Origin of the sequence: Rugamonas fusca (assembly GCF_014042365.1) — a bacterium.
GTDB lineage: Bacteria > Pseudomonadota > Gammaproteobacteria > Burkholderiales > Burkholderiaceae_D > Rugamonas > Rugamonas fusca.
Map to the genome: position 1 here is coordinate 279,689 of NZ_JACEZS010000003.1, position 25,901 is coordinate 305,589.

20 protein-coding genes and 1 tRNA gene are annotated in these 25,901 nt (G+C 60.8%); 16 read left to right on the forward strand and 5 right to left on the reverse strand.

Going from position 1 to position 25,901, the window contains the following annotated elements:
• The first annotated feature begins 56 nt into the window (after positions 1-56).
• Positions 57-2,093: an NADPH-dependent 2,4-dienoyl-CoA reductase gene (locus H3H36_RS06115; protein ID WP_182215216.1), complete on the forward strand. Its 2,037-nt coding sequence runs from the start codon at positions 57-59 to the stop codon at positions 2,091-2,093.
• A 99-nt stretch (positions 2,094-2,192) separates the two neighbouring features.
• Here the strand turns inward: H3H36_RS06115 and H3H36_RS06120 are convergent, their stop codons facing one another.
• Both H3H36_RS06120 and H3H36_RS06125 read right to left on the reverse strand, forming a co-directional pair.
• Complete coding sequence (locus H3H36_RS06120; protein WP_182215219.1) at positions 2,193-3,314, reverse strand: beta-ketoacyl-ACP synthase III; 1,122 nt, start codon at positions 3,312-3,314, stop codon at positions 2,193-2,195.
• A gap of 149 nt (positions 3,315-3,463) precedes the next feature.
• A complete protein-coding gene (locus H3H36_RS06125) occupies positions 3,464-4,912 on the reverse strand; it encodes a S41 family peptidase (RefSeq protein WP_182215221.1) in 1,449 nt (482 codons plus the stop codon).
• 357 nt (positions 4,913-5,269) lie between these two features.
• On the opposite strand from H3H36_RS06125, the gene H3H36_RS06130 reads away from it, so the two are divergent.
• From H3H36_RS06130 to H3H36_RS06150, 5 genes are all read left to right on the forward strand, one after another.
• Entirely contained in the window at positions 5,270-5,827 is a 558-nt protein-coding gene (locus H3H36_RS06130; RefSeq protein ID WP_182215223.1) for a hypothetical protein, read from the forward strand.
• Between the two features lie 145 nt (positions 5,828-5,972).
• Positions 5,973-8,195, forward strand: coding sequence for a TonB-dependent receptor plug domain-containing protein (locus H3H36_RS06135; protein WP_182215225.1), 2,223 nt, complete (start codon positions 5,973-5,975; stop codon positions 8,193-8,195).
• Between the two features lie 139 nt (positions 8,196-8,334).
• Positions 8,335-10,380: a M13 family metallopeptidase gene (locus H3H36_RS06140; protein WP_311196588.1), complete on the forward strand. Its 2,046-nt coding sequence runs from the start codon at positions 8,335-8,337 to the stop codon at positions 10,378-10,380.
• A 164-nt stretch (positions 10,381-10,544) separates the two neighbouring features.
• The gene (locus tag H3H36_RS06145; protein ID WP_311196589.1) at positions 10,545-12,611 is read left to right on the forward strand and encodes a M13 family metallopeptidase; all 2,067 of its coding nucleotides are present in this window, start codon (positions 10,545-10,547) and stop codon (positions 12,609-12,611) included.
• Positions 12,612-12,706: 95 nt separating this feature from the next.
• On the forward strand, positions 12,707-14,788 hold the full coding sequence (locus tag H3H36_RS06150; RefSeq protein ID WP_311196590.1) for a M13 family metallopeptidase: 2,082 nt from the start codon (positions 12,707-12,709) through the stop codon (positions 14,786-14,788).
• A gap of 237 nt (positions 14,789-15,025) precedes the next feature.
• Here the strand turns inward: H3H36_RS06150 and H3H36_RS06155 are convergent, their stop codons facing one another.
• Positions 15,026-15,583 carry a c-type cytochrome gene (locus tag H3H36_RS06155; RefSeq protein ID WP_182215229.1) on the reverse strand — a complete coding sequence of 186 codons (558 nt, stop codon included), beginning with the start codon at positions 15,581-15,583 and terminating at the stop codon, positions 15,026-15,028.
• A 198-nt stretch (positions 15,584-15,781) separates the two neighbouring features.
• Here H3H36_RS06155 and H3H36_RS06160 point away from each other — a divergent pair.
• The 4 genes from H3H36_RS06160 to H3H36_RS06175 all read left to right on the forward strand — a co-directional run bounded on the left by H3H36_RS06160 (position 15,782) and on the right by H3H36_RS06175 (position 18,016).
• Positions 15,782-15,857, forward strand: a tRNA-Arg gene (locus H3H36_RS06160).
• A 206-nt stretch (positions 15,858-16,063) separates the two neighbouring features.
• Positions 16,064-16,546 (forward strand): 3'-5' exonuclease family protein, encoded by a 483-nt coding sequence (locus H3H36_RS06165; RefSeq protein WP_182215231.1) that lies wholly within the window; start codon positions 16,064-16,066, stop codon positions 16,544-16,546.
• Between the two features lie 4 nt (positions 16,547-16,550).
• Positions 16,551-16,742, forward strand: a complete 192-nt coding sequence (locus H3H36_RS06170; RefSeq protein WP_182215233.1) for a hypothetical protein — start codon at positions 16,551-16,553, stop codon at positions 16,740-16,742.
• Positions 16,739-18,016 (forward strand): type II secretion system protein GspD, encoded by a 1,278-nt coding sequence (locus H3H36_RS06175; RefSeq protein ID WP_182215236.1) that lies wholly within the window; start codon positions 16,739-16,741, stop codon positions 18,014-18,016. The genes H3H36_RS06170 and H3H36_RS06175 overlap by 4 nt, the downstream gene beginning before the upstream one ends.
• Positions 18,017-18,443: 427 nt before the next feature.
• On the opposite strand, the gene H3H36_RS06180 is transcribed toward H3H36_RS06175, so the two are convergent.
• A complete protein-coding gene (locus H3H36_RS06180) occupies positions 18,444-19,091 on the reverse strand; it encodes a hypothetical protein (RefSeq protein WP_311196591.1) in 648 nt (215 codons plus the stop codon).
• Between the two features lie 546 nt (positions 19,092-19,637).
• Between H3H36_RS06180 and H3H36_RS06185 the strand changes: the two genes are divergently transcribed.
• Genes H3H36_RS06185 through H3H36_RS06200 form a run of 4 tightly spaced genes read left to right on the forward strand, consistent with a single transcriptional unit; the run spans position 19,638 to position 22,505 of the window.
• Positions 19,638-19,934 (forward strand): type II toxin-antitoxin system RelE/ParE family toxin, encoded by a 297-nt coding sequence (locus tag H3H36_RS06185; RefSeq protein WP_182215238.1) that lies wholly within the window; start codon positions 19,638-19,640, stop codon positions 19,932-19,934.
• A 14-nt stretch (positions 19,935-19,948) separates the two neighbouring features.
• Positions 19,949-21,067 carry a HigA family addiction module antitoxin gene (locus tag H3H36_RS06190; protein WP_182215240.1) on the forward strand — a complete coding sequence of 373 codons (1,119 nt, stop codon included), beginning with the start codon at positions 19,949-19,951 and terminating at the stop codon, positions 21,065-21,067.
• An 18-nt stretch (positions 21,068-21,085) separates the two neighbouring features.
• Complete coding sequence (locus H3H36_RS06195; RefSeq protein ID WP_182215243.1) at positions 21,086-21,556, forward strand: hypothetical protein; 471 nt, start codon at positions 21,086-21,088, stop codon at positions 21,554-21,556.
• Between the two features lie 25 nt (positions 21,557-21,581).
• Positions 21,582-22,505 (forward strand): hypothetical protein, encoded by a 924-nt coding sequence (locus H3H36_RS06200; protein WP_182215245.1) that lies wholly within the window; start codon positions 21,582-21,584, stop codon positions 22,503-22,505.
• Here the strand turns inward: H3H36_RS06200 and H3H36_RS06205 are convergent.
• Entirely contained in the window at positions 22,502-23,482 is a 981-nt protein-coding gene (locus tag H3H36_RS06205; protein ID WP_182215248.1) for a site-specific integrase, read from the reverse strand. The genes H3H36_RS06200 and H3H36_RS06205 overlap by 4 nt on opposite strands.
• A 340-nt stretch (positions 23,483-23,822) precedes the next feature.
• Here H3H36_RS06205 and H3H36_RS06210 point away from each other — a divergent pair, with 340 nt between their 5' ends.
• Positions 23,823-25,271 (forward strand): HAMP domain-containing sensor histidine kinase, encoded by a 1,449-nt coding sequence (locus H3H36_RS06210; protein WP_182215251.1) that lies wholly within the window; start codon positions 23,823-23,825, stop codon positions 25,269-25,271.
• A complete protein-coding gene (locus H3H36_RS06215; protein ID WP_182215254.1) occupies positions 25,268-25,897 on the forward strand; it encodes a response regulator in 630 nt (209 codons plus the stop codon). The genes H3H36_RS06210 and H3H36_RS06215 overlap by 4 nt, the downstream gene beginning before the upstream one ends.
• The last annotated feature ends 4 nt before the right edge of the window (positions 25,898-25,901 follow it).

Sequence of the window (25,901 nt, forward strand, 5' to 3'; positions counted from 1 at the left end):
CTAGAGAATTCGGTTTTAATGCCGGCATTTCCACGTCAAGCACACCCATAACGATAATGACTACTCCAAGCTACCCGCACCTGCTGGCCCCCCTCGACCTTGGCTTCACCACGCTGCGCAACCGCGTGATCATGGGCTCCATGCACACGGGCCTGGAAGACCGCTTCTTCAATTTCGGCAAGCTGGCCGCCTACTACCGCGAGCGGGCACGCGGCGGCGTCGGCCTGATCGTCACGGGCGGTTTCTCGCCCAACCGTGCCGGCTGGCTGCTGCCATTCGGCGGCACGCTCAATTTCAAGGCCGACGTGTTCAACCACCGCCGCCTGACGGGCGCCGTGCACGAGGAGGGCGGCAAGATCCTGATGCAGATCCTGCACGCGGGCCGCTACGGCTACCAGCCGTTCGTGGTGTCGGCGTCGGAACGGAAGTCGCCCATCTCGCCGTTCAAGCCGCGCGCGCTGACCGAGGCTGGCATCGAATCGACCATCCGCGACTACGCGCGCTGCGCGCGGCTGGCCAGGGCCGCCGGTTACGACGGCGTGGAGGTGATGGGCAGCGAAGGCTACCTGATCAACCAGTTCCTGTGCGCGCGCACCAACCTGCGCACCGACCGCTGGGGCGGCAGCATCGAGAACCGCATGCGCCTGCCGGTGGAGATCGTCAAGCGCATCCGCGCCGAAGTGGGCAAGGACTTCATCATCATGTACCGCCACTCGCTGCTCGACCTGGTCGATGGCGGCAATACCTGGGATGACGTGGTCGCTGTCGCCAAGGCCCTGCAGCACGCCGGTGTGACCATCATGAACACCGGCTTCGGCTGGCATGAGGCGCGCGTGCCCACCATCGTCACCTCGGTGCCGCGCGCCGCGTTCTCCAGCGTGGCCGGCCGCCTGCGGCGTGAACTGACCATCCCCGTGGTGGCGTCGAACCGCATCAACATGCCGCAGGAGGCGGAAGGCATCCTGCTGCGCGGCGAGGCGGACCTGGTGTCGATGGCCCGCCCGTTCCTGGCCGATCCGCAGTTTGTGGTCAAGGCGGCCGAGGGCCGCGCCGACGAGATCAATACCTGCATCGGCTGCAACCAGGCCTGCCTGGACCACACCTTCTCCAACAAGCGCGCCAGCTGCCTGGTCAACCCGCGCGCCTGCCACGAGACGGAACTGGTGTACGCCAAGGCTGCCACCAGACGCAAGGTGGCCGTGGTGGGCGCCGGCCCGGCCGGTTTGTCGGCCGCCACCGTGGCCGCCGAGTGCGGGCACGACGTGACCCTGTTCGACTCCAACACCAGTATCGGCGGCCAGTTCCGCATCGCCATGCAGATTCCCGGCAAGGAGGAATTCGCCGAGACCATACGCTATTTCGGCCGCAAGATCGAACTGACCGGCGTCAAGCTGCGGCTGGGCGAGCGCGTCACGCGCGAGCAGCTGCTGGCTGGCGGCTACGACGACGTGGTGGTGGCCACCGGCATCAAGGTGCGCCGGCCGCCTATCCCTGGCATCGAGCATGCCAAGGTGCTGTCGTATGTGGACGTATTGCAGAACAAGGCGCCGGTGGGCAAGCGGGTAGCCATCATCGGCGCCGGCGGTATCGGCTTCGACGTCAGCGAATACCTGCTGCACGACCCGCGCCATGCGCTGCCGCTGGCGCTGGACGTGTGGGCGCGCGAGTGGGGCGTGGACCTGAAGGGTGATACGTCCGGCGGCCTGGTGCCGGCGCACGCGCCGGAGCCGGTGCGCCAGCTCTATCTGCTGCAGCGCAAGACCTCCAAGCTGGGCGCTGGCCTGGGCAAGACCTCGGGCTGGGTGCACCGCGCCACGCTGGCGCGCGCCGGCGTGGTGATGATCGCCGGCGTGCAGTACGACCGCATCGACGACCATGGCCTGCACATCACGGTGGGCGGCGAGCAGCGCTTGCTGGCGGTGGACAACGTGGTGGTGTGCGCCGGCCAGGACAGCCTGACGGAACTGATGCCGACCGAGGAACAGGCCAAGAGCGGCCCGCGCTTCCACAAGATCGGCGGCGCCGCGCTGGCGGCGGAACTGGACGCCAAGCGCGCCATCAAGGAAGGCGCGGAACTGGCCGTGCGCCTGTAACGGGGCGCGCTATCGGGGGAAAAGCGGGCTCAAGAAGCGGGGTCAGGTCCGGCAATGCGCCAGCGGTGGCGCGATGCCGGACCTGACCCCGTCCTTTTTTTACAGCTTGCGCACCACCACGCAGCCGATCGAGTAACCGGCGCCGAACGAGCAGATCACGCCCAGCTGGCCGGCGGCCAGGTCGTCCGAATGTTTGTGGAAGGCGATGATGGAGCCGGCCGACGAGGTGTTGGCGTAGGTGTCCAGGATCACCGGCGCTTCGCCCGGTTCGGCGTCGCGGCCCAGCACCATGCGGCTGATCAGCAGGTTCATGTTCAGGTTGGCCTGGTGCAGCCAGTAGCGGCTCACCTGCGGCACTTCCAGGCCGGCGCCGGCGATGGTGGCCTTGATCATCTCGGCGGCCATCGGGCACACGTCCTTGAACACCTTGCGGCCCTGCTGGCGGAACAGCTTGTCCGGCTGGCCGATGCCCGCTTCGTCGAAGCGGTTCAGGAAGCCGAAGTTGTTGCGGATGTTGTTCGAGAACGCCGTCTTGAGCTGGGTTTCCAGGATTTCGAAGCGGTGCGGGCCCTGGGCCGTGGCCGCGTCCTCGATCACGATCGCCGTGCAGGCGTCGCCGAAGATGAAGTGGCTGTCGCGGTCGCGCCAGTTCAGGTGGCCGCTGGTGATTTCCGGATTGAGCACCAGCACGGCGCGCGCCTGGCCGCTCTTGATGGCCGCCACGGCCGTCTGGATGCCGAACGTGGCCGACGAGCAGGCCACGTTCATGTCGAAGCCGTAGCCATCGATGTCCAGCGCCTGCTGCACTTCCACCGCCATGGCCGGGTAGGCGCGCTGCATGTTGCTGCAGGCGACCAGCACCATGTCGATGTCGGCCGCCGTGCGGCCGGCGCGGTCCAGCGCCTGACGGGCGGCGGCCACGCAGATTTCGGCCTGCAGCGACAGTTCGTCGTCGCCGCGCTCGGGGATGCGCGACACCATGCGCTCGGGATCGAGGATGCCGCTCTTTTCCATCACGAAGCGCGACTTGATGCCGGACGCTTTCTCGATGAAGCCGACGCTGGACGGCTCCAGCGCGGTCACGCTGCCGTCCGCGATGGCGGCCGCGTGGTCGGCGTTGAATTTTTCGACATAGGCGTTGAAGCTGGCGACCAGCTCCTCGTTGGAGATCGATTGCGCTGGCGTAAAGAGGCCGGTACCGCTGATGACGGCTTGTTTCATGGGTAAACTTTCAAATATGGTAATGGGCTGGCGCCGCGAGTGAGCAAATTCTACACAATGGCGGGCCCGATCAGCGCATTTTCTAATCGCCCGCTTGATTTTTTTGCGGACCGCGCCCGCGTGGCGGGGGCGGTCCGTTGTGTCGTCGCCTATTTTTTGCTCAGGTCTTTCTTGACGGTGGGGCTCGCCACCTGCACCAGCTTGGATTCCGACTTGGCCAGTTGCACCGGCAAGCCTTTCAGGTGGTTCAGCGCCTGGGATAGCTGGAAGTCGTCATTGCTGCCGTATTCGAGCGGCTTGCGCTGCTTTTCCATCGCCATCACGCGTAACTGTTCTTCCAGCTCGTCGCGGTTGGTCTTGGCGCTTTCCTGGTCGCGGTCGTTGGACAAATGCTTGTCGAGGTCGGCTTCGCGCGTGCGCAGGCTGTTCAGGCCGTCGTCATTGGCGTTCTCGTCCACCACCAGGTCGGGCGAGATGCCCTTGGCCTGGATCGAGCGGCCATTGGGCGTGTAGTAGCGGGCCGTGGTCAGCTTGACGGCCGTGTCCGGCGTGAGCTGGCGGATGGTCTGCACGGAGCCCTTGCCGAAGGTCTGGGTGCCGATGATGGCGGCGCGCTTGTAGTCCTGCAGCGCGCCGGCCACGATTTCCGAGGCTGAGGCCGATCCCGTGTTGACCAGCACCACCATCGGCACCTTCTTGACGGCCTCGGGCAGCTTGGCCAGCGCGTCGCTGTCATTGCGCAGGGCATAGTATTCGGGCCGGCCGTAGAAGATCTGCTTGGAATCGGGCAGCTGGCCGTTGGTGGAGACGATGGCCGAGTCGCGCGGCAGGAAGGCGGCCGCCACGCCAATGGCCCCTTGCAGCACGCCGCCGGGGTCGTTGCGCAGGTCCAGCACCAGGCCCTTGATGTTGGGGTCTTGCTTGTACAGTTCGACAATCTTGGCGGCCAGGTCATCGACGGTCGGTTCCTGGAACTGGGAGATGCGCAGCCAGGCGTAGCCCGGTTCGATCAGCTTGCCCTTGACGCTTTTCTGGCGGATTTCCTCGCGGGCGATGGAAAACACCAGCGGCTCCGTCTCGCCCTTGCGCAAGATGGTCAGGTTGACCTTGGTGTGCGGCTCGCCGCGCATCTTCTTCACGGAGTCGTCCAGGCTCATGCCCTTGACGGGGGTGCCGTCGAGCCGCGTGATCAGGTCACCGGCCTTGATGCCGGCCCGGTAGGCGGGCGAATCCTCGATCGGCGACACGATCTTGATATAGCCTTCCTCGCTCTGGCCGATCTCGATGCCCAGGCCGACGAACTTGCCCTGCGAGCCTTCACGCAGCTCGGCATAGGCTTTCTTGTCCAGGTAGGCCGAATGGGGATCGAGCGAGGCGACCATGCCGGCGATAGCTTCGGTCAGCAACTTCTTGTCCTCGACCGGCTCCACGTAGTCCGACTTGATGAGGCCGTACACGTCGGCCAGCTGGCGCAATTCCTCCAGGGGCAGGGCAGGTTCCACGGGCTTTTGCGCCATCGCGGAAAACTGTAGCGACACGGCGATGCCGGCGATGACGCCCAGGCCAACCAGCCCGGTACTCTTGAGTTTCTTGCCCATGTTTCACCTGTTGAATCTATCCATCCGGCGTTGCTGCCGCGCGGTCGGCGCTGGCGTAACGCTACGATTCAGTATAAACCTGATTTCCGGCAAACGTAGTATCCAATGCGTAATGATTTACACGTTTTTTTTCCATCGCGCGTGCAGCCACCTTAGCAGCATGCACGACTGTAAATGTTGCGCCAGGCCGGGTTTTGTTTGCACTGTGTAACGCCTGGGTTGACGACGGTAAGCAATTGTAAGAATCCCTGCCTGGCCGGCGTTCGCGGCCTACACTGGACTTGTATTTCTCTCTACCCTGAAGTGGTTCTTTGCCTGCGCACTCGTCGCAGGCATTTTTTTGTCCTGGGAGTATTCATGCTGTCAAAATTGCTGCCTGTTCGTCCACGTCACCTGGGCGCGGCCCTGCTGCTGAGCGCGGCCACCTTGCCCGCCTTCGCCCTGCCTGTGATGGAGATGCAGGCCGAGGATTTGCTGCCGATGGCGTCCGAACTGAAGACGGCGCTGAACCTGAACGCCAACCAGCAAACCCTGTGGCAGCAGACGGAAAGCAAGACCCGCGCGCTGCTGCGCGAGCGCCAGGCGCGCCGCGAGCGCCTGCAAACCGTCAGCAAGGCTGGCCTGGATGCGCCCGGTGTTGAACTGCGTGATCTGGTGGCCGCGGTCGATGCGGAGTCGGCCACCACGGCGGCCGAGGAAAAGCAGTTGCGCCAATGGTGGCCGACTGTCAACGACGCGCTGAGCGAATCGCAGCGCCGGGTCGTGGCCAACCAGCTGGCCGAGCAATTGCTGCGCATGCCAGACAATGGCGGCCACAGCGGTGCCGCGCCCCGTGCGCGCGAGGAGGGGGGCGATCACAGCCGTGGCGGCCACCACCGCCAGGGTGGCGCGGGCATGGGCATGCCGGGCGGTTGATGGTGGGTTATGGGCGCTGGATGCGCGCCGTGCATGGGGTGTGTATCGTAAAGTAAAAAACAACTGTTGGCGGTCATTTGAGGCCAGCAGGCGGGCTAGAATGCGGGCGCGGATTTTCGTCCGTGACGATGCCACCCGATACCTCATGAGCAAACTGTTTCCCTACGCCTGCCTGGCCTTGCTGGCCACCCTGGCCGACACGGCCGCCCAGGCCCAGAACGCGGCCCCCCAGCCAGCCGATGCCAGCGCCACCGCCGCCCAGCCCGCGGCCGGGCCGGACGGCCATCCCATCCAGCAAGTGACTGTCAGCGGCGGGCGCGCCAGCGACATGGACGAGCGCCGCCATTCCACGGCCGCCAAGCAAGTCTATGGCCGCGAGGAACTGGATCGCAACGGCGACACCAGCCTGGCCGACGTGCTCAAGCGCCTGCCCGGCGTCACCATCGGCGGCCGCCCCGGCCGGGGCGGCGACATCCGCATGCGCGGCCTGGGCAGCGGCTACACGCAAATCCTCGTCAACGGCGAGCGCCCGCCGGCCGGCTTTTCCATGGACAGCCTGTCGCCGGACCAGGTGGAACGGGTGGAAATCATGCGCGGCCCGGTGGCCGAACACAGCACGCGCGCCATCGCCGGCACCATCAACATCGTGCTGCGCGAGGGCTACCAGCTCAAGGACAAGCAGCTCAAGCTGACCGATACGGTGGAGCAGGGCCAGCACGCGCCCAACGTATCGCTGACCGTGCCGGGCAGGGTGGGCAACCTGACCTATCTGCTGACCGGTACCGTGTTCGAGAACCGCCAGCACGACCACAACACCATTGCCTACCTGGACGCGGCCGGCGCCGTGCTCAAGGAACAACTGGAAACGGATGCGAGCAGCCGCAAGGCGCGCGGCATCCACCTGTCGCCACGCCTGTCCTACAAGTTCGCCGGCGGCGACCAACTGAACTTCCAGCCTTTCCTGATGAGCCTGCGCAGCGACACGACGGCCACCAGCGTACTGGCCCAGAGCATCGGCCAGATGCCGCCCGAGTACGCCACGGCCGCCACCGGCAGCCATGCCGATACCACCTTCCTGCGCGGCTTCGGCAACTGGGTGCACAAGCTGGAGGGCGCGGCCAAGCTGGACGTCAAGTTCGGCTTCGGCCTGGGCCACAGCGGCAGCGACGCGCTGCGCTTGCAGTACGACGGCGCCGGCCAGGAATCGAACCGTTTTACCGACAGCGACAGCACGCGCGACCGCAGCGCCAGCAGCGGCGGCAAGTACAGCACGCCACTGGGCAAGGACCACACGCTGGCGGCCGGCTGGGATGTGGAAGCGAGCCACCGCGAGCAGACCAAGACCTCGCTCGACAAGAACGGCGTGGCCCAGTTCGACGACTCGGGCGACACCCTGAGCGCCGACACGCGCCGCTACGCCGTGTTCGCGCAGGACGAGTGGGACATCACGTCGCAATGGTCGGCCTATGCCGGCCTGCGCTGGGAAGGCATCACCACCACCAGCCGGCGCGACAGCGGCGACGTGCACAACACCAGCAGCGTGCTCAGTCCCTTGCTGCATGGCGTGTGGCGCATCCCCGGCCACGCGCGCGACCAGGTGCGCGCCAGCCTGACCAAGAGCTACAAGGCGGCCAACGTGCAGGACCTGATCGCCCTGCCATACCTGGCCCACCCGAACAACGCCACCCATCCCGACCGCATGGGCAATCCCAACCTCAAGCCGGAACTGGCCAATGGTGTGGACCTGGCGTATGAACACTACCTGGGCCGCAGCGGCATCGTCAGCGTCAGCGGATTCGTGCGCGATATCGACAACCTGATCCGTCGTACCCTGACCAGCTACGACACGCCGCAAGGGCCGCATTACGTGTCCACACCATCGAACGTGGGCCACGCGGGCACCAGCGGCATCGAGCTCGAGGCCAAGTTCCAGCTGGTGGAGCTGTTCGACGATGCGCCGGCCGTCGATGTCCGTTCCAACTACAGCCGCTTCTGGTCCAGCGTGGACGGCATTCCCGGCCCCAACAACCGGCTCGACCAGCAAGCCAGGCAGACGGCCAACCTGGGCGTGGATTATCACCTCAAGCAATGGCCGCTGACCGTGGGCGGCAGCGTCAACTGGACCCCGGCCACGGTGATCCAGACCAGCCTCACCCAGCAGGTGGAAACGGGCCGCAAGCGCGCGTTCGACGCCTACGCGCTGTGGAAGGTCGACCGCCGCAACCAGCTGCGCATCTCGGCCAGCAACCTGGCCCCGCTCGACAGCCTGAGCGGCAACGTCGTCACGGCGCGCGGCGTGACCTCCAGCGCCGATGCGGATTATCAGACTTTCACGGTCTGGAGCGTGAAGCTGGAAACGAAGTTCTGACCGGGAAGGACGGCGGCATGGGGCGCGCGAATTTTCGCGTGCCGCGTGCGCGCGCTCGTGCTACATTGCCGGATTCCGGGCTACCCGCCCGGACGGCCCCGTGCGAACCCACCGCTACCATGCCCTACAAGGACTTTTCGTGAAACGATATCTGCTGAGCACCCTGACCATGAGCCTACTTTTGAACGCCGCCGCCAGCGCCGCCGAGCCTGCCGCTCCCGCCCTGCGCTCCGGCATTGACGTGCAATACATCGACAGCGCCGTCCGGCCCCAGGATGACTTCTTCCGCTATCTCAACGGCAAGTGGTTGCAGACCACGGAAATCCCCGCCGACAAGGCGAGCTGGGGCTCCTTCATCCAGCTGCGCGAAGCGACGCTGCCCCAGTTGCGCGGCCTGATCGAAGCGGTCCAGCAAGACAAGGCGGCCCGCAAGCCCGGCTCCGAAGCCCAGAAGATCGCCGACCTGTACGCCAGCTACATGGATGAACAGAAGCTGGACGCGCTGGGCATCAAGCCGCTCGCTGGCGAACTGAACCGCATCCGCAGCATCAAGGACAAGAAGGCGCTGCCAGCCCTGATCGCCCACCTGGACGCGATCGGCGTGGCCACGCCATACGGCATCTACGTGAGCCAGGATGCGCGCGAATCGACCAAGTACGCCGTCAACGTCGCGCAAAGCGGCCTGGGCCTGCCGGACCGCGATTACTACCTGAAAAAGGATGACGCCAAGCTGGCCGCCGTGCTGGCCCAGTACGAAACCCACGTGGCCAAGACGCTGGCGCTGGCCGGTGTGAAGGACAGCGCCGCCGCCGCGCACGCCATCGTGGCGCTGGAAACGGCGCTGGCCCAGGTGCAGTGGACCAAGGTCGAGAACCGCGACCCCGTCAAGCGCTACAACAAGGTCCAGATCGACAAGCTGGCCGAGCTGGCGCCCGCCTACGACTGGAAGCACGCGCTGGCGGCGGCCGGCGTGGCCAGCAAGGTCGACTACGTGATCGTCAACCAGCCCAGCTACCTGAGCGGTTTCAATACGGTGCTGGAACAGACCGCCCTGGCCACCTGGAAATCGTACTTCGAATGGCAACTGCTGCGCAGCCAGTCGCCGTATTTGTCCAAGCCGTTCGCCGATGCCAGCTTCGCCTTCTACGGCACCGTGCTGACGGGCGTGAAGGAACAGCCGCCGCGCTGGAAGCGGGGCGTGGGCGCCGTCGAGGGCGCGCTGGGCGAGGCGCTGGGCAAGCTGTACGTGGCGCAGTATTTCCCGCCCGAGCGCAAGGCGCGCATGGAGCAGCTGGTGGCCAACCTGCTGGCGTCGTACAAATCGAGCATCGATACGCTGGAGTGGATGAGCCCGGCCACCAAGGAGCAAGCCCAGGCCAAGCTGGCCAAGTTCACGCCCAAGATCGGCTATCCGTCCAAGTGGCGCGACTACAGTGCGCTGGCCATCGTGCCGTCTGATCTGTCGGGCAACATGATGCGCGCCGCCGCCTTCGCCTCGCAGCGCATGATCAACAAGCTGGGCAAGCCGATCGACCGCGCGGAATGGGGCATGACGCCGCAGACCATCAACGCCTACTACAGTTCGACCATGAACGAGATCGTGTTCCCGGCCGCCATCCTGCAGCCGCCGTTCTTCGACGCGGGTGCCGACGATGCCGTCAATTATGGCGCGATCGGCGCCGTGATCGGCCACGAGATCAGTCACGGCTTTGACGACAAGGGCAGCCAGTCCGATGGCGACGGCAACCTGCGCGACTGGTGGACCAAGGAAGACCGCGCCAACTTCAAGGCCCGCACCGACGTGCTGGTGCAGCAGTACGCCAGCTACAGCCCGCTGCCGGGCTACAACGTGAACGGCGCGCTGACGTTGGGCGAGAACATCGCCGACAATTCCGGCCTGGCCATCGCCTACAAGGCCTACAAGCTGTCGCTGCACGGCCAGCCGGCGCCCGTGATCGACGGGCTGACGGGGGACCAGCGCTTCTTCATGGGCTTCGCCCAGGTGTGGCGCAGCAAGATGCGCGAACCGCAGCAGATCGTGCAGATCAAGACCGACCCGCACTCGCCGGGCCAGTTCCGCGCCAACGGCACCATGGTCAACCAGCCCGGCTTCTACGAGGCGTTCGGCGTCAAACCGGGCGACAAGATGTACCTGGCGCCCGAGCAGCGCGTGATTATCTGGTAATGCGCATCTGGTAACAGCGGTAAGTGCATCATGCCGTAGCGAAAAAGACCATGCCGGAGCGATTTGGCATGGTCTTTTTGTTACTAATGTCACGATGACATGATACAGTCCCGCTATTGGTACACATCAATATTGAAATGCGACCAAAACTTGGGAGAACTACTTTGAAAGCTCATGTAATCAGCGCCTGGACGCTGGCGCTACTGGCTGGCGCCGGCGCCACTTGCGCGCAAGCGGAAGACGGGCCCGCGCCGGCGCGGACCGTCCGCGCCTCCGGCATCGCCGTCGCCAACATGGACCCGTCCGTGCGCGCGCAGGACGACTTTTTCAGCAACCTGAACGGCAAATGGCTGGCCAGCACGGCCATCCCGGCCGACAAGGCCAGCTGGGGCGCGTTCGAGAAACTGGACGACGACACCAAGCCGCAGCTGCGCGCCATCATCGAAGCGGCCGCCGCCGACACCAACCGGGCGCCAGGCTCGGACGCCCAGCGCATCGGCGACTTCTACGCCAGCTACATGGACGAGGCCAGGCTGGAGCAGCTGGGCCTGGCCCCGCTGCAAGCCGAGCTCGATCGTGTGGCCGCGCTGCGCGGCAAGCAGGACATCGCCGCCCTGATCGCCCATTTCAACCGGCAGGGTTTCACGGCGCCGTATGCGTACGGCGTCCACCAGGACAACAAGGACTCGACCAAATACGTGGCCGACCTGTTCCAGGATGGGCTGGGCCTGCCTGACCGCGACTACTACCTGAAGCCGCACGACGCCAAGCTGGCCGCCACGCTGGCCAAGTACCAGCAGCACGTGGCGCGCATGCTGGCGCTGGCTGGCCATGATCAGGCTCGGGCGGCCGACGAAGCACGCGCCATCGTGGCGCTGGAAACGGCGATGGCGAAGATCCAGTGGAGCAAGGTCGAGCTGCGCGACCCCGTCAAGGCCTACAACAAGGTGGCGCTGGACCAGCTGCCCAAGCTGCTGCCCGGCTACGACTGGACCAGCTACCTGCAACAGACCGGCCTGGCCGGCAAGGTCGACTACGTGATCGTCAGCCAGCCCAGCTACCTGAAAGGCATGGCCCGCCTGCTGGACCAGACCCCGCTGGCCACGTGGCAAGCCTATTTCCAGTGGCAAGTGATCCACGCCAACGCACCCTACCTGTCGCAAGCGTTCGCCACCGAAAACTTCGCGTTCTACGGCAAGGTGCTGAGCGACGTGCCCGAGCAGCAGCCGCGCTGGAAGCGGGCCGTGAACGCCACCGACAACGCGCTCGGCGAAAGCCTGGGCAAGCTGTACGTGGCCCAGCACTTCCCGCCTGAGCGCAAGGCGCGCATGGAGCAGCTGGTGGCCAACCTGCTGGCCGCCTACAAGCAAAGCATCGCCACCCTGGACTGGATGAGCCCGGCCACCAAGGAACAGGCGCAGGCCAAGCTGGCCAAGTTCACCACCAAGATCGGCTATCCCAACAAGTGGCGCGATTATTCCAGCCTGGTCGTCAAGCGCGACGACCTGGTGGGCAACGTGCTGCGCGCCAACGAGTTCGCGTATGAACGCCAGCTGGCCAAGCTGGGCCAGCCGATCGACCGCGAAGAGTGGGGCATGACGCCGCAAACGGTGAACGCTTACTACAACCCGGAGATGAACGAGATCGTGTTCCCGGCCGCCATATTGCAGCCGCCGTTCTTCGACGCGGACGCCGATGACGCCGTCAACTATGGCGCCATCGGCGCCGTGATCGGCCACGAGATCAGCCACGGCTTCGACGACCAGGGCGCCCAGTACGACGGCGACGGCAACCTGCGCGACTGGTGGACGGCCGCCGACCACAAGCAGTTCGCCGCCAAGAGCAAGATGCTGGTCCGGCAGTACAGCGCGTTCAGCCCCGTCAAGGGCTACCACGTGAACGGCGCACTGACGCTGGGCGAGAACATTGCCGACAACTCCGGTATCGCCATTGCCTACAAGGCCTACCAGATCGCACTGGGTGGCCAGCCGGCGCCTGTGATCGATGGCCTGACGGGCGACCAGCGCTTCTACATGGGCTTTGGCCAGGTCTGGCGCAGCAAGATCCGCGACGCCCAGCAGATCGTCTACCTCAAGAGCGATCCGCACTCGCCGGACCGCTTCCGCGCCAACGGCACGGTGCGCAACCAGGCGCCGTTCTACGCCGCGTTCGGCGTCAAGCCGGGCGACAAGATGTATTTGCCGCCCAAGCAACGGGTGAGCATGTGGTAATTCCTTCGCTGCTGGCCATGGGCTTGTGATAAAGTCAATGATGGGCCAAAAGTCCAGGGGCGATCTTTTTCGTTACAAACAATGAGGATATTTCTGTGAAACGTTATCTGTTGAGTGCATTAACCCTGAGCCTGATCGCAGGCTACGCCGGCGCCGCCGACACCGCCAACGCCGCCAAGACCATGACCGCCGCCTCCACCAAGGCCGCCGGCGCCATGCTGACCTCGGGCATCGCCACCGAATACATCGATTCGTCCGTGCGCGCGCAGGATGACTTCTTCACCCACCTGAACGGCAAATGGCTGGCCACCACCGAGATCCCGGCCGACAAGTCGAGCTGGGGCACGTTCGCCAAGCTGCGCGACGACATCCAGCCGCAACTGCGCGCCATCATCGAGAACGCCGCCAACGCCAAGAACAAGGTGGCCGGTTCCGACGCCCAGCGCATCGGCGACTTCTACGCCAGCTTCATGGACGAAGCGAAGATCGAACAACTGGGCCTGACCCCGCTGAACGCCGAGCTGGCCAAAGTGGCCGCCCTGAGCGACAAGGCGCAGATCCCGGCCCTGATCGCCCACTTCAACCAGGTCGGCTTCGGCGCCCCGCTGAACTTCGGCATCCACCAGGACAACAAGGATTCGACCAAGTACGTGGCCGACATCCAGCAATCGGGCCTGGGCCTGCCGGACCGCGACTACTACCTGAAGCTGGACGACGCCAAGATGGCCGACACGCTGGCCAAGTATGAACAGCACGTGGCCAAGATGCTGACGCTGGCCGGCGACGCCAACGCGGCCGCCAACGCGAAAGCCATCGTGGCGCTGGAAACGGCGCTGGCCAAGGCCCAGTGGACCAAGGTTGAACTGCGCGACCCGGTCAAGGGCTACAACAAGGTGGAACTGGCCAAGCTGAGCGGCCTGGCGTCGGGCTTTGACTGGACCACCTGGCTCAACGAAACGGGCATCGCCGGCAAGACCGGCTACGTGATCGTGGGCCAGCCCACCTACGTGCAAGGCTTTAACGACGTGCTGGCCGCCACCCCGCTGGAAACGTGGAAAGCCTACTTCCAGTGGCAAGTGATCCACGCCAACGCGCCTTACCTGAGCAAGGCCTACGTGGACGAGAACTTCGCCTTCTACGGCACCGTGCTGAGCGGCGTGACGGAAATGCGTCCGCGCTGGAAGCGCGGTGTGAGCGTGACCGAAGGCGCGCTGGGCGAGTCCGTGGGCAAGCTGTACGTGGAGCAGTACTTCCCGGCCGAGCGCAAGGCGCGCATGGAACAGCTGGTCAAGAACCTGCTGGCCACCTACAAGACCAGCATCGACAAGCTGGACTGGATGAGCCCGACCACCAAGAAGCAGGCACAAGCCAAGCTGGCCAAGTTCACCACCAAGATCGGTTACCCGAACAAGTGGCGCGACTACTCGAAGCTGACCGTGGCGGCCGACGACCTGGTGGGCAACGTGCTGCGCTCGAACAAGTTCGATTACGACAAGGAACTGAACAAGCTGGGCAAGCCGATCGACCGCGACGAGTGGGGCATGACGCCGCAGACCGTGAACGCCTACTACAACCCGGAAATGAACGAGATCGTGTTCCCGGCCTCGATCCTGCAGCCACCGTTCTTTGACGCCAACGCGGACGACGCCGTCAACTACGGCGCCATCGGCGGCGTGATCGGCCACGAGATCAGCCACGGCTTCGACGACCAGGGCGCCCAGTACGACGGCGACGGCAACCTGCGCGACTGGTGGACCCCGGCCGACCACAAGAACTTCGCGGCCAAGACCAAGATGCTGGTGGACCAGTACAACCAGTTCAGCCCGCTGCCTGGCTACCACGTGAACGGCGAACTGACGCTGGGCGAGAACATCGCCGACAACTCCGGCGTGGCGATCGCCTACAAGGCTTACAAGCTGTCGCTGCACGGCAAGCCAGCACCCGTGATCGACGGCCTGACGGGCGACCAGCGCTTCTTCATGGGCTTTGCGCAAGTATGGCGCATGAAGATGCGTGAACCGCAGCAGATCGTCCAGATCAAGACCGACCCGCACTCGCCGGGCCAGTTCCGCGCCAACGGTACCATGCGCAATCAGCCTGGCTTCTACAGCGCGTTCGGCGTGAAGAAGGGCGACAAGATGTACCTGGCGCCGAAAGACCGCGTGATCATGTGGTAATCGCCCGCTGAGGCAAAACGAAGGGCCGCTCGCGCGGCCCTTTTTTCATGGGCGCCCCCATCAGGAAGCGGCCAGGCGGAAAAGAGGGGAAGGACCCTTGGGTCCGTCCCCGGCTCAGCACCCGTGGAGGCGACCGGCCTCCCTTGGCGGCCAGTGCAGGGGCGAAAAAAAAACCGCTCGTCTGACGGAGCGGTTTGGATGGTGGCGCCGGACTGGCCGGCGCCGCGAGCGGATCGCTTACTGGGCCGAAGCGGCGGAAGCGGCCGAAGCGCCTTCCGCAGCGGCGGCAGGAGCGGCAGGCTCCTTGAACTTGGCGCCGCCGGCGTTGGCCATGTGCACCACGGCGCGCGCCACTTCCACGTCGTCCAGGTCGGGATTGCCGCCCTTGGCCGGCATGGCGCGGATACCTTCGATGGCGTGCTTGAGCAGCGTGTCGTAGCCCTGGGCGATGCGTGGGCCCCAGGCGCCGGCGTCACCGAACTTGGGCGAACCGGCCGCGCCGGAACCGTGGCAAGCGGCGCAAACGGCCGTGTACACGGCTTCGCCGCTTTGCAGCTGCTTGGGACCGCTGGCATCTTTCAGGGTGAAGCCTTCATCGGCGACGGGACGCAAACGGGCCGCAACGGATTCGGCCGACTGGCTGTCGGAACCACGGCCGGTCAGCTTGTCGGTGGTCACAAACTTCACCAGCAGGATGATGCCGAAGATAACCACGGCGAAGAAGCCGATCACGGCGACAACCAGTTGCTTGGGCGTTTTGATGGCGGATTCGTGTTCGTTGTGTGCGTCGCTCATGATGTCCTTTTTAGTTTCGAAGCAGGTGGGCCATGCGAAGAATTGTCTTTGCGTATTGCCGTACAAACCCTCGCCAAACGGGCGATTATAGACTCAAAAACTGCCCCTTGGAATCGAAATGCTGCCTAAAACGACACTTTCCATGGACGGATTTGACGAAAGACGGTATCCTTCGTGTCGATTCAGTCTTTCCCCCTAGCGGCTGTAGCTCAGTGGATAGAGTATTGGCCTCCGAAGCCAAGGGTCGTGGGTTCGATCCCCGCCAGCCGCACCACAATTCCTCATAAAATTCAAGCACTTAGGCACTGCGTTGTGATGCATTGAAGTGCGTTATTTCGCGCTATTTGGCACACTGGGTGTGCCAAAATTGTGCCAGCTTCGCCTGAGAACGTTTTGAGTGGCACTGTTGCAATTTGTACCTACTTGCTCTAGAGCGGGCTCTCCGACATAGTAAAGCTTTACCATCTGAAGGGTTGCGCTATGGTGCGGCAGCTATTCTTTCTCGATACGGAATTCACGAATTTTCATGACCCTGAGCTGGTAAGCATTGGCTTGGTTGCCTCCTCCGGGGAGGAGTTTTATGCTGAAATACCATTTTCAATTACCGCTTGTAGTCCCTTCGTTAAAGAGGCGGTAATCCCATTGCTTGGTCTCGATCAGGTTGCTTTTTGCACGCGAGATGGCCTCTTTATTCGCCTGATGGACTGGTTAGCGGTCGTCAAGAACGACGCTGAGGTAGTGATTTGCTTTGACTCGCAGCATGACGAGACGTTGTTTAAGCAAATTTTCGGTGGCATGCCCCCAGCATTCATGAGGTTTCGGAATGTTGGTGATAGAAACATCAATGAGCTGCTTCGTTACGAGTTTCATACTAAGCATGCTTTACCGGAGCATCACGCACTGCATGACGCTCGGGCCATGCGTTACCCACTACGTCGGGCCGCTGCTGTTTCCACCCGCTAAGGCCGTGGCCGACGGTGCTCAGCCTGTCAAATATTCCGAAATGGTCACCGGCAAGGGCTATTTCGCCAACGCCGGGTCAGTCAGTGTTGTGCTGTCCGATGGCCGCTTGGTGTCGCCGCTCAAGTTCAAGAGCGGTCCTGCAGGATGGGAAGCCGAAATTTCCGAGGGCCTTTGGGTCAAGGGGGGCGCGCAATGAAGGCCCTGATCGCCGCGTTGCTGGTTGTCCCTGCGTTCGCCTTCGGCAAGGCCGAACCGGTTTCCCTCAGCTTCAACGCCGTGTCCATCGTCCAGTTCGGACAGGCGATGTTCAAGGGCATGATGAAGCGCGACTTCGTGGTAGCGCCGGACGTTGTGGGTCTCGATCGGAAGATCACGATCGACGTCAAGTCCATCAGCAGCGACGACCTGTCCCGCTTCGTGGAGGATCTGCTTGCCCGTGAGGGCATCCAGACGACCCTGCGGGAAGGCGTGTACTACCTGACCCTGCGCCGCATAGACGCCCAAAACGGGCCACAGGACGCTACCGCCCCGGCATCGTCGCAGGGTAGGCCCGTTTTAAGCACCATGGGGCCGCAAACCGCTCCCACGGGGATCGAGGCGCGTGTTTCGCCTGACGGGTTGCAGACTCGGAAGGATGACGACGAGTCAGAGCTGTTCCAGCCGCAGCACCGAACCGCTGAATTCGTGGCCTCAGTGGTTGCCGCCGGCTTCGGTCCGCGTGCCGCCGTCGTCGCCGGCGACTCGGCGGTGTTGACTGGCTCAAAAGCCGCCGTCGCCAAGATGCTGGTCCTCTGCAAGAGCTTGGACACGCCTCCGAAGATGGTGGACGTGTCGGCGTCTTGGATCGAGGTGACGAACAGCAGCGGCGAGAACCGGGGTATTTCGCTGGCTGCCACCTTTCTCGGTGCCAAACTGGGGGCATCCTTGGGTACCGTCAATTCGGGTTCTGCCGTGAGCTTGAAGAATACCAAGTTCGAGCTGGTCATCGACGCCCTGAACAGCGACGCTCGTTTCAAGCAGGTAACGAACAGCCGTCTCGTCGGCTACGACCGCACAAAGCTCAAGCTGACTGTTGGCGATAAAACGGCGACTGTATCGAGCACGGGAAACGACAATGCGGGCAATCGTGTGCAGAACATAGTATATACCCCCTCCGGCGTCATCATTGACGCCCTGCCACGCGTTTTGGGGGGCGGAGGCATAAGTCTTGATATCGACGCGCAGATCAGCAGCTTTAAGGCGAACACGAACGGTCTCGTCGGCTCCCCCACGCTGATACTGCGCCAAGTGGCAACCACTGTTGGCCTGCGTGATGGCGACGTAATTTTGTTGGGTGGTTTGCAAGATACGCAGTCTTCCGAGGCCCAATCCGGCCTCTCGTTTCTACCCGCATCGTGGTCGGTGAATTCGAACAGCAAAGTTAAGACCGACTTGGTATTGGTTGTATCGGCAAAGGTGATCTCGAATTAGCTCCGGCCTTAGCGTTCTGACTGTCGAAGTTTCGCTTGTGATATTGAGACGCTACTTTCTGACGTTGGAAATTTCTTTCTGACGTTGGAAATTGCATGGCCTTTAGAGACGCAGGTTGGGGCCAGATTTACGTTTTCGCGGAGGTGAAAGTTGAGATTGATTGCGAATAGTCATCTATGCGAAAGCCAAGAAATGACGTGGCGTGACAGTCGTCGCTCTTGCTATAGGTCGAAGGCGAGGGTACTCTATGGGGCACTGAGCAAAGGTTGGCGCCTTTGCCCAGTGTTTTCAACTATACCCACCATCCCTTGACTGGTTCAGACTTCCCGGCCCATGCCAGTCAAGGGTTTGTTGTTCGGCATCTAGTGGGTAGGCTTGCACTGGATGCCACGTGTTCTTCTTTTATACATTGCACACCTCCCCTTTGCTAGGCCGATATGACTGTCGTTGTAGTAGCAGGTGCGGCTACGGCAGGTGTAACTTGCTGCGCAGCTAGGAGTGCTGCTTGCTGTGCCGCTAATTGTGCTGTTTGCTGAGCTTTCCAATATTCACGCACTGCTTCAATTTCTCCGTAGGCTCCTACATCGGCTGCACGTTCTATGAATCGGGCATAGAGTAGGTCTTGCATGAGCCCTTGGCCACGCATCCATTCCATTGCGGCATTAGGATTCAAAAGTAAAACATAGTGAAACTCCCCTGATGCTCCCGGCTTCGTTTGGATAAACCAGAGGTCACGAAGTCGCTTCATTCGCCGCCTCCAGGTATCTACCGCCCGTTCACCGATGAAACCGGCTTCGCTAGCAAAAGTGCCTGGGTTCTCAATCGTAATAAGAGGATGGTCAGGAGAGCGTGCCCACAGGCAGAAGAGTGTATGACCGGCAGGTTGCCCCTTCGATTGCATATCAATTGCTTGCATTGCAATTGGGAGCGTCCGAGGGATAGTGGTGTAGCCGTCGTTAGTTTTCCTGCGCCAAACAAAAACTCCCGGCATATTTGGGAAATGTATTTCCATCTGCTGCTGGGCGCGCTCGGCCATCTTCATTCGCTTAGCCGTAGCTTGTTTTCCGTTTGCCACGTTGTTCTCCTAATTCGTTTCGCTGACTAGCAGTGTGCGGGTCTCGTCTCAACTAATCAACGAGTGGTTTTTCGCGTGAGTTCGACAGTACTCAGCCCTCTACGCGGCGCCTTCGATATCTGGAGAACTCATGGTATCACAGCTATTGCAGTATATGTGTTTGCACGATATCGCGCAAAACTAATTTATAAGTTATTGAAAACAAACAATTTTTTATTGTGATTGCGTGCTCCTATGTGATCATGTACTCCATGTGATCAATGTGCTCGACGTACTCGTGGGATTCTCAAGGGTACTGGCGGGGCGGGCGGGCGTGTAAATCCTCGGTCGAGGCAGTCAAAAATGATGGCGAAAAGTACAAGATTGCCGTGCCGGTGGCTTGGGCAGTGTGTCTGTCTTGTTTTTGCGCGGGCACTTGCTATCCAGTCACAATTTCAGCTTGCACCGGATGAAAAGTTGCTGTAGCCTTGCAACAACTAAATAGGGCATCTTTACGCTATGTGTAAATTTGTAAAAACAGACAACTACTGCTAATATATACAGTACATGGAAATTGACTTTAAAGACCATGTGTACGATCGACTGGAGACCGACCCTACATTTACAGGGGGATTTTCACAACCAATCGTTACGGCATACAGGAAGCGTCTGCAACTCATCCGGGGAGCCGTAGATGAGCGGGCGTTCTATGCGATGAAATCGCTGCATTTTGAGAAGCTCCAGGGGGACCGTGCTGGACAGTACTCGATGCGGCTGAATGATCAGTGGCGTTTGATTCTTGAGCTGAAGAAGCAGAGTGACGGCAAGTCCGTACTGATCATTTCTATCGAAGACTATCATTGAATTTGGAGACGAGAATGGGTGCACGAATCGCAGCCGAGGTATTCCCGCCAGGGGAGTTCTTAAAAGATGAGCTTGAGGCCCGGGGGTGGACTCAAGCTGAGTTTGCGGAAATTATTGGTAAAGATACTCGCTTGGTAAGCGAGGTCATGAGTGGTAAGCGCATTGTCACGCCTGAAACAGCGGTGGCGCTTGGACATGCCCTTGGCACTGGGCCAGAACTTTGGATGAACTTGGAAAGTCAGTATCAACTGTCTAAAGTTCGTTCTGCCGGTGAGAATTCAATTGCCCGTAAGGCAAAGCTTCACAGTAAATTCCCTGTTAGGGAAATGGTCAAACGGGGCTGGATAGAAACATCCAAGAACATTGATATATTGGAAGCTCAGTTATTGGCTTTTTTTGGAATTTCGTCGATAGATGAAACTCCTGGATTTTCGCATGCCGCTAAGAAGCAATCGTATGATGATACTTCTACCTTACAGATAGCTTGGCTCTTTAGGGCTAGAGCACTTTCGCAAGCAGCTCCCGTACAAAAATACTCTGAGTCTAAGCTAAAACGAGTTTTTGAAGAGCTTAAAGAGCTTACTGAATTTGTTGATGGCGCGCGCTCCGTTGCGTCAATACTTGCGAATGCTGGCATTCGCTTTGTTGTCCTTGAGAGTCTGCCAGGATGCAAGATTGATGGCGCGTGTTTTTGGTTGGACAAATCCAGTCCTGTAATTGCCATGTCACTGCGGTTCGACAGAGTAGATAATTTTTGGCATACGCTTTTCCATGAGCTAGATCACATTCTTCATCGTGAAGGTATGAATGAGCCTATCTTGGACATTGATATTCAGAACGATGAGGAAAAGCCTGCAAACGAAATTCGAGCAAATGAGGCAGCTGCTGAGTCTTTGATTCCACGAGCGGAATTGGAGGGATTTATTGCCAGAGTGAGCCCAATGTTTAGTGATGAGTCTATTATAGGATTTGCGAGGCGCATGCGAGTCCATCCTGGTATCGTTGTAGGACAGTTGCAAAATAGAAGGCTTCTGCCTTGGAGTTTTCATAGGAAGAAATTAGAAAAAATTCGCGAGTTTGTTGTTGGGTCGGCTTTAACAGATGGTTTTGGTAGGATGATAGAAATCTCGTAATCGATATTGGGAGATGCAATGGCTACGAAAAGTGAACGTCTGCAGCAACTTGTCCAGCTCTATCAAGAAGCGGGAGAGAAATGGCCTGCAACAATGAGAGAAGTCGCTCAATGGGCGATACGTGTTGGCAAGTGGGCGCCGCATCCGTCAGCAATAGTGAGCCAGTGCGCCGAAGAGTTGTCCCGAGCGCTAAGGGACGAATATGTCCGCGATGAGCAAGGGCGACGAGTCAGGACAAAACATGCCGCGACTTACACCCAAGGATCAGAGCAGTTTGTGCTGTGGGATGATTTAAGGACAGCTTCTCCAGAACACATGAAGCTTGCGTTTCAGCAGCGTAGGCAGCAAATCCTAGGCGATTGCAAGCAACTGAAGAATGATGTCGATAGCTATAACGAAAACCGAGCACCAGTGGTTCCCGTTCAGGTAGTTTTCGACTTCACGTATGACTTAGAGGAGGCTGAGCTATCTCGCCGTAAGGTTGCTTGATAAACTGAACAGAGCTAGTCAGACTATGGACGAAAAGCAGCATCGAATTGCGTTTGCATTTTTTTTAGAAAATTGGAAATTCTCAAAAGATTCCAATGAGTATTTGAAGGCCAACGGTGAAGAAGTAACGCCAGAAGAGTATCGCTCTGAGATGAAAGACGCAATTTTCTGCCCGGAATGCTCAACGCCGCTAAGTAGAGCTCCTGAAAATGCAGAAGTCTTTACGAATGAACGAACGGCGCACTTCCGACACAGGGGTGCTTATAAAAACATCAATTGTTCGCTTAGGGTGTCTAGAGCAACTGGACTACAATATCACAGCGAGGAAGAGGCTCGTCGGGCTATTCAAAACGAAAACTTAGTTTTGATTGGTGGTTGGACTGAAAATCCACCTGAAATACGAGACGGTGATGATGCTGATCTTGAATTTCGACAGACACAAATAGTAGATCCTGAAGGCCCGATGACTGAGATGCCATTGGGGCGTCATATAGGAAGAACCGTTCTCTTGCCGACAAGAATATCTAGTGTCTTGGCAATTTGTAGAAACTTCGATAAGAATATCCATAGGGCATTTTATTTCCCGGATAGTCAGTATGCATTGCATTTGAGAAGCATACTATATGATGTTACGCGCTTGATCGATGATGAGCTTCCAGAACGAGGAAATCTATATTTCGGAAAAATTGTTGGATTTTCAAGGTTGTCACATCGGAACATTATTTATCTCAAGGTAGAAAATTTCCCTGAATTGAAAATTTATACTTATCCTCGATTTGATGAAAGAAAGAAAATTGATAGCGAGTCTTTGGGAAGAGTATTGTTGTTCTATGGGACTGTGAGTAACAAGGGGGAGGGGATACCTCGTTGTATGACCAAGTCTTGGGGCCAATATAGTCTGTTGCCTGAACAATATGAGAAATTTCTTCCTTGGCATAGGCCGAACTAGCGAAGTTTGCGAGCCAGGTCTTCCGCACGTAGATGGGTGTAGCGTTTGAGCATGTCTAAAGTCCGGTGGCCTGTAATAGCTGCGACTTCCATTACATTGAGGCCTTTTTCGAACAAGCGGCTTGTAGCTTCGTGACGTAAATCGTGGAATCGAACGTCCCGGACATTGGCACGATGTGGCTCACATGCCCGCTCAAATGCTTGGCTTATCGACTCGGGTTGCAATCCGAACACACGACCCTCTTCCTTGACTCCGAAGTCCTTGAGTGCTTTGATGGCTGCTTTTGACAGAGGTACGGTTCGAGGTACGTCAGTCTTTGTCACGGGTATATGGGCGGTCTGTTTTTTCAGGTCTATTTCTTCCCATACCAGCGAGGCCAATTCGTTCCTGCGCATCCCGGTTTCAACTGCCAGAGCAATGATTGTGCGCAGCTCCATCGATTCCGTCGCGGTGAGGATCTTTGTGATTTCCGTTTGCGTAACTCGGCGGTCGCGACCTCGGGGCTTAGTCGGCTTACGTATTTGGGCTGTGGGAATGCCACCAGGCAGAGCGATGCCCCAGTCCATTGATGCTGTCTTTAGTGCCCGGTTTAACAGGTTGATTTCATGGATGACAGACTGTGGGCCGACAACTTGCAATCGTTGGTCTCGGAATGTAGCTACCTGGGTGGAATTCAAACTGGCAAGGCGATAATCGCCAAAGGCTTCGATCAACGTCTTAATGCGCGATTTATCCGACTGCTCGCTTCGTTTTGTCGGGAGTATCTCAGTGGCGAAGCGCTGTAGTATGTCCTTGACGAGCGTGGCTTCGGCCTCGGAGCGAGACACAAATACGCCTCGCTCCATTTCGGATTCAATAATCGTAGCCCAGCGCCTTGCGTCGGCCTCTTTTGTAAAGGTTTTGGTTTGTGTCGGATACCCGCGCTTACGGATCTGAACGTGGTATTGGCCTTCGCCTATTTTGCGGATCGTTGGCATGCTTAATGGGCATAGTTGAATTAAGGCATTAGTGTGCCAAAATTGTGCCAATAAAGGTGGAAAATCGCAAAGATGCTTTAGGTAAAGGCTCTATTTTGGGCCTCCGAAGCCAAGGGTCGTGGGTTCGATCCCCGCCAGCCGCACCACTTTCCCCTCACAAATCAACTACTTGGCGAAAAATTGATTTCGCGCACTTTCTGTCGGCCAGACAGGTCCGGGCCCACTAGCGCTTGCATCAATGGCGGGTATTGGCGGCATGAACGGCCGGCGGCCACGTCGGGCAAATTTCCCGCCGCTTTTGTGGCATCATCGGCGCTCCGTCTGCCACCGCTTCCCGCCCATGCCCGCCAGCGCCCCGCCGCGTCCCCTTGATCTCAAACGGCAGTTGTTGTTGCGGGTGGGCCTGTTCACGCTGGCGCTGCTGGTCGTGAGCACGGCGGCCGCGCTGCTCGAAGCGCGCCACCGGGTGCGCGGCGATATCGCCCGTACCGGCCCCTTGCTTGCTCAACTGATCAGCGATACCGTGGGGCGCAGCGAGAACGCTTACAGCCGCACGCTGAGCGAGGATGACCTGGAGTCGGCGCCGTTGCAACCGATCGCCAAGCTGGTCCATGTTTGCGTGCGCCTGACCGACATCTATTCCCATCCGGTGGCCCAGCGCTGTTTCGCCGGCGAGCCACGGCTGCCGGCCGCGCTGCGCCAGTCGATGCGCGCGGTGATCGGCGCCGACGCGGTGTACCAGGGCGCGGTCGGCCGCTTCCCCGGCATCGCCATCGGCCAGTTGACCGTCACGCCGGATTACGACCGCGAATTGCTGGACCTGGGCGGCAAGCTGGCGCGGCTGCTGGCGCTGAGCGCCATGCTGCTGCTGTTGAGTTTTTTCATCTACCGCCCGGTGCGCAACGCGCTGGCGCCATCGGCCGATATCCTCGCTACCCTGTCGCGCATGGAGGCGGGCGACCTGCGCGCGCGCATGCCGGCCTTCGCCCTGATCGAATTGAACCGCATTGGCGCCGCCTTCAACCACTTGCTCGACCGCCTGGACCACACCATCCGGGACCAGCAACACCTGGCGCATCGCCTGCTGTCGGTGCGCGAGGAGGAACGCGCCCATCTGGCCCGCGAGCTGCATGACGAATTGGGCCAGTACCTGGCCTCGCTCAATGCGGAGGCGGCTTTTGCCCGCGAGCTGGCGCAGGAGGGCGTGCCGGCACTGTTGCCCTGCGCCGAGTCGATCGGCAGGACCAGCGGCCACATGATGGAGGTGCTGCAGCAAATCCTGCATCGGCTGCGTCCCAGCGGCCTGACGGAATTCGGCCTGCTGCCCAGCCTGCAACAGCTGATCGCCGACTGGAACACGCGCGGCCGTGGCCGCACCGTCTTCACGCTGGCGGCCGGCGGCCTGCCGGCTGATCTGCCGGATGACGTGGGCGTGAGCGTCTACCGCATCGTGCAGGAAAGCCTCACCAACGCCGTGCGCCATGGCCGCGCGACCCGGGTGGAAGTCACGCTCGATGGCGGCGCCACCGGCCTGCGTTTATCCATCGGCGATGATGGCCAGGGTGGCGCCGCACCTCGGCGGGTGTCGGCCGCCGACGGCACCGGCGCCACGCCAGCGGAGAGTGCCAACGGCACGGGCGGCGCTGGCTATGGCTTGCTCGGCATGGAGGAGCGGGTGCTGGCGCTGGGCGGCAGCTTGCGGGTGCGCTCCAGTGCCGGCGGCGGCACCATGGTGCGGGTTGAGCTGCCGCTGGCGCAGCCGGCGCCCGTCGGCGAGGCGCAACCATGATCCGCATCTTCCTCGTCGATGACCACGCCGTCGTGCGCGAAGGCTATCGGCGCCTGCTGGAACGTCGTCCCGACCTGCGGGTCGAGGCGGAAGCGGGCAGCGCGGAGGAAGCCTTGCGCCGCTTGCGCGATTTAAGTGTCGATGTCGTCGTGCTCGACCTGTCGTTGCCGGACATGGGCGGCATTGAGCTGATCCAGCGCATCGCGCCGCGCCATCCACAGTTGCGCATGCTTGCCTTCAGCATGCACCGCGATCCCCTGTTCGCCGCGCAAGCCTTGCGCGCGGGCGCGCTGGGCTACGTGACCAAGAGCAGCAGCCCGGAGGTGCTGATCGATGCCATCTACCGTATCGCGCGCGGCGAGAAGGTGCTCAGTCCCGACATTGCGCCGGCGATCGCGCTCAGCCTGCTACAGGGCGAGGCCAATCCGCTCGGTGAGCTCAGTCCGCGCGAATTCGAAATCCTGCGCCTGCTACTCGACGGCCATGGCGCCGAGCAGATCGGCAATACCCTCAACATCAGCCCCAAGACGGTGCAGAACAGCCACTACCAGATCAAGGCCAAGCTGGGTGTGAAGACCGATATCGAACTGACCCGCCTGGCCGTGCGGCTCAAGCTGATCGCCTGAGCCG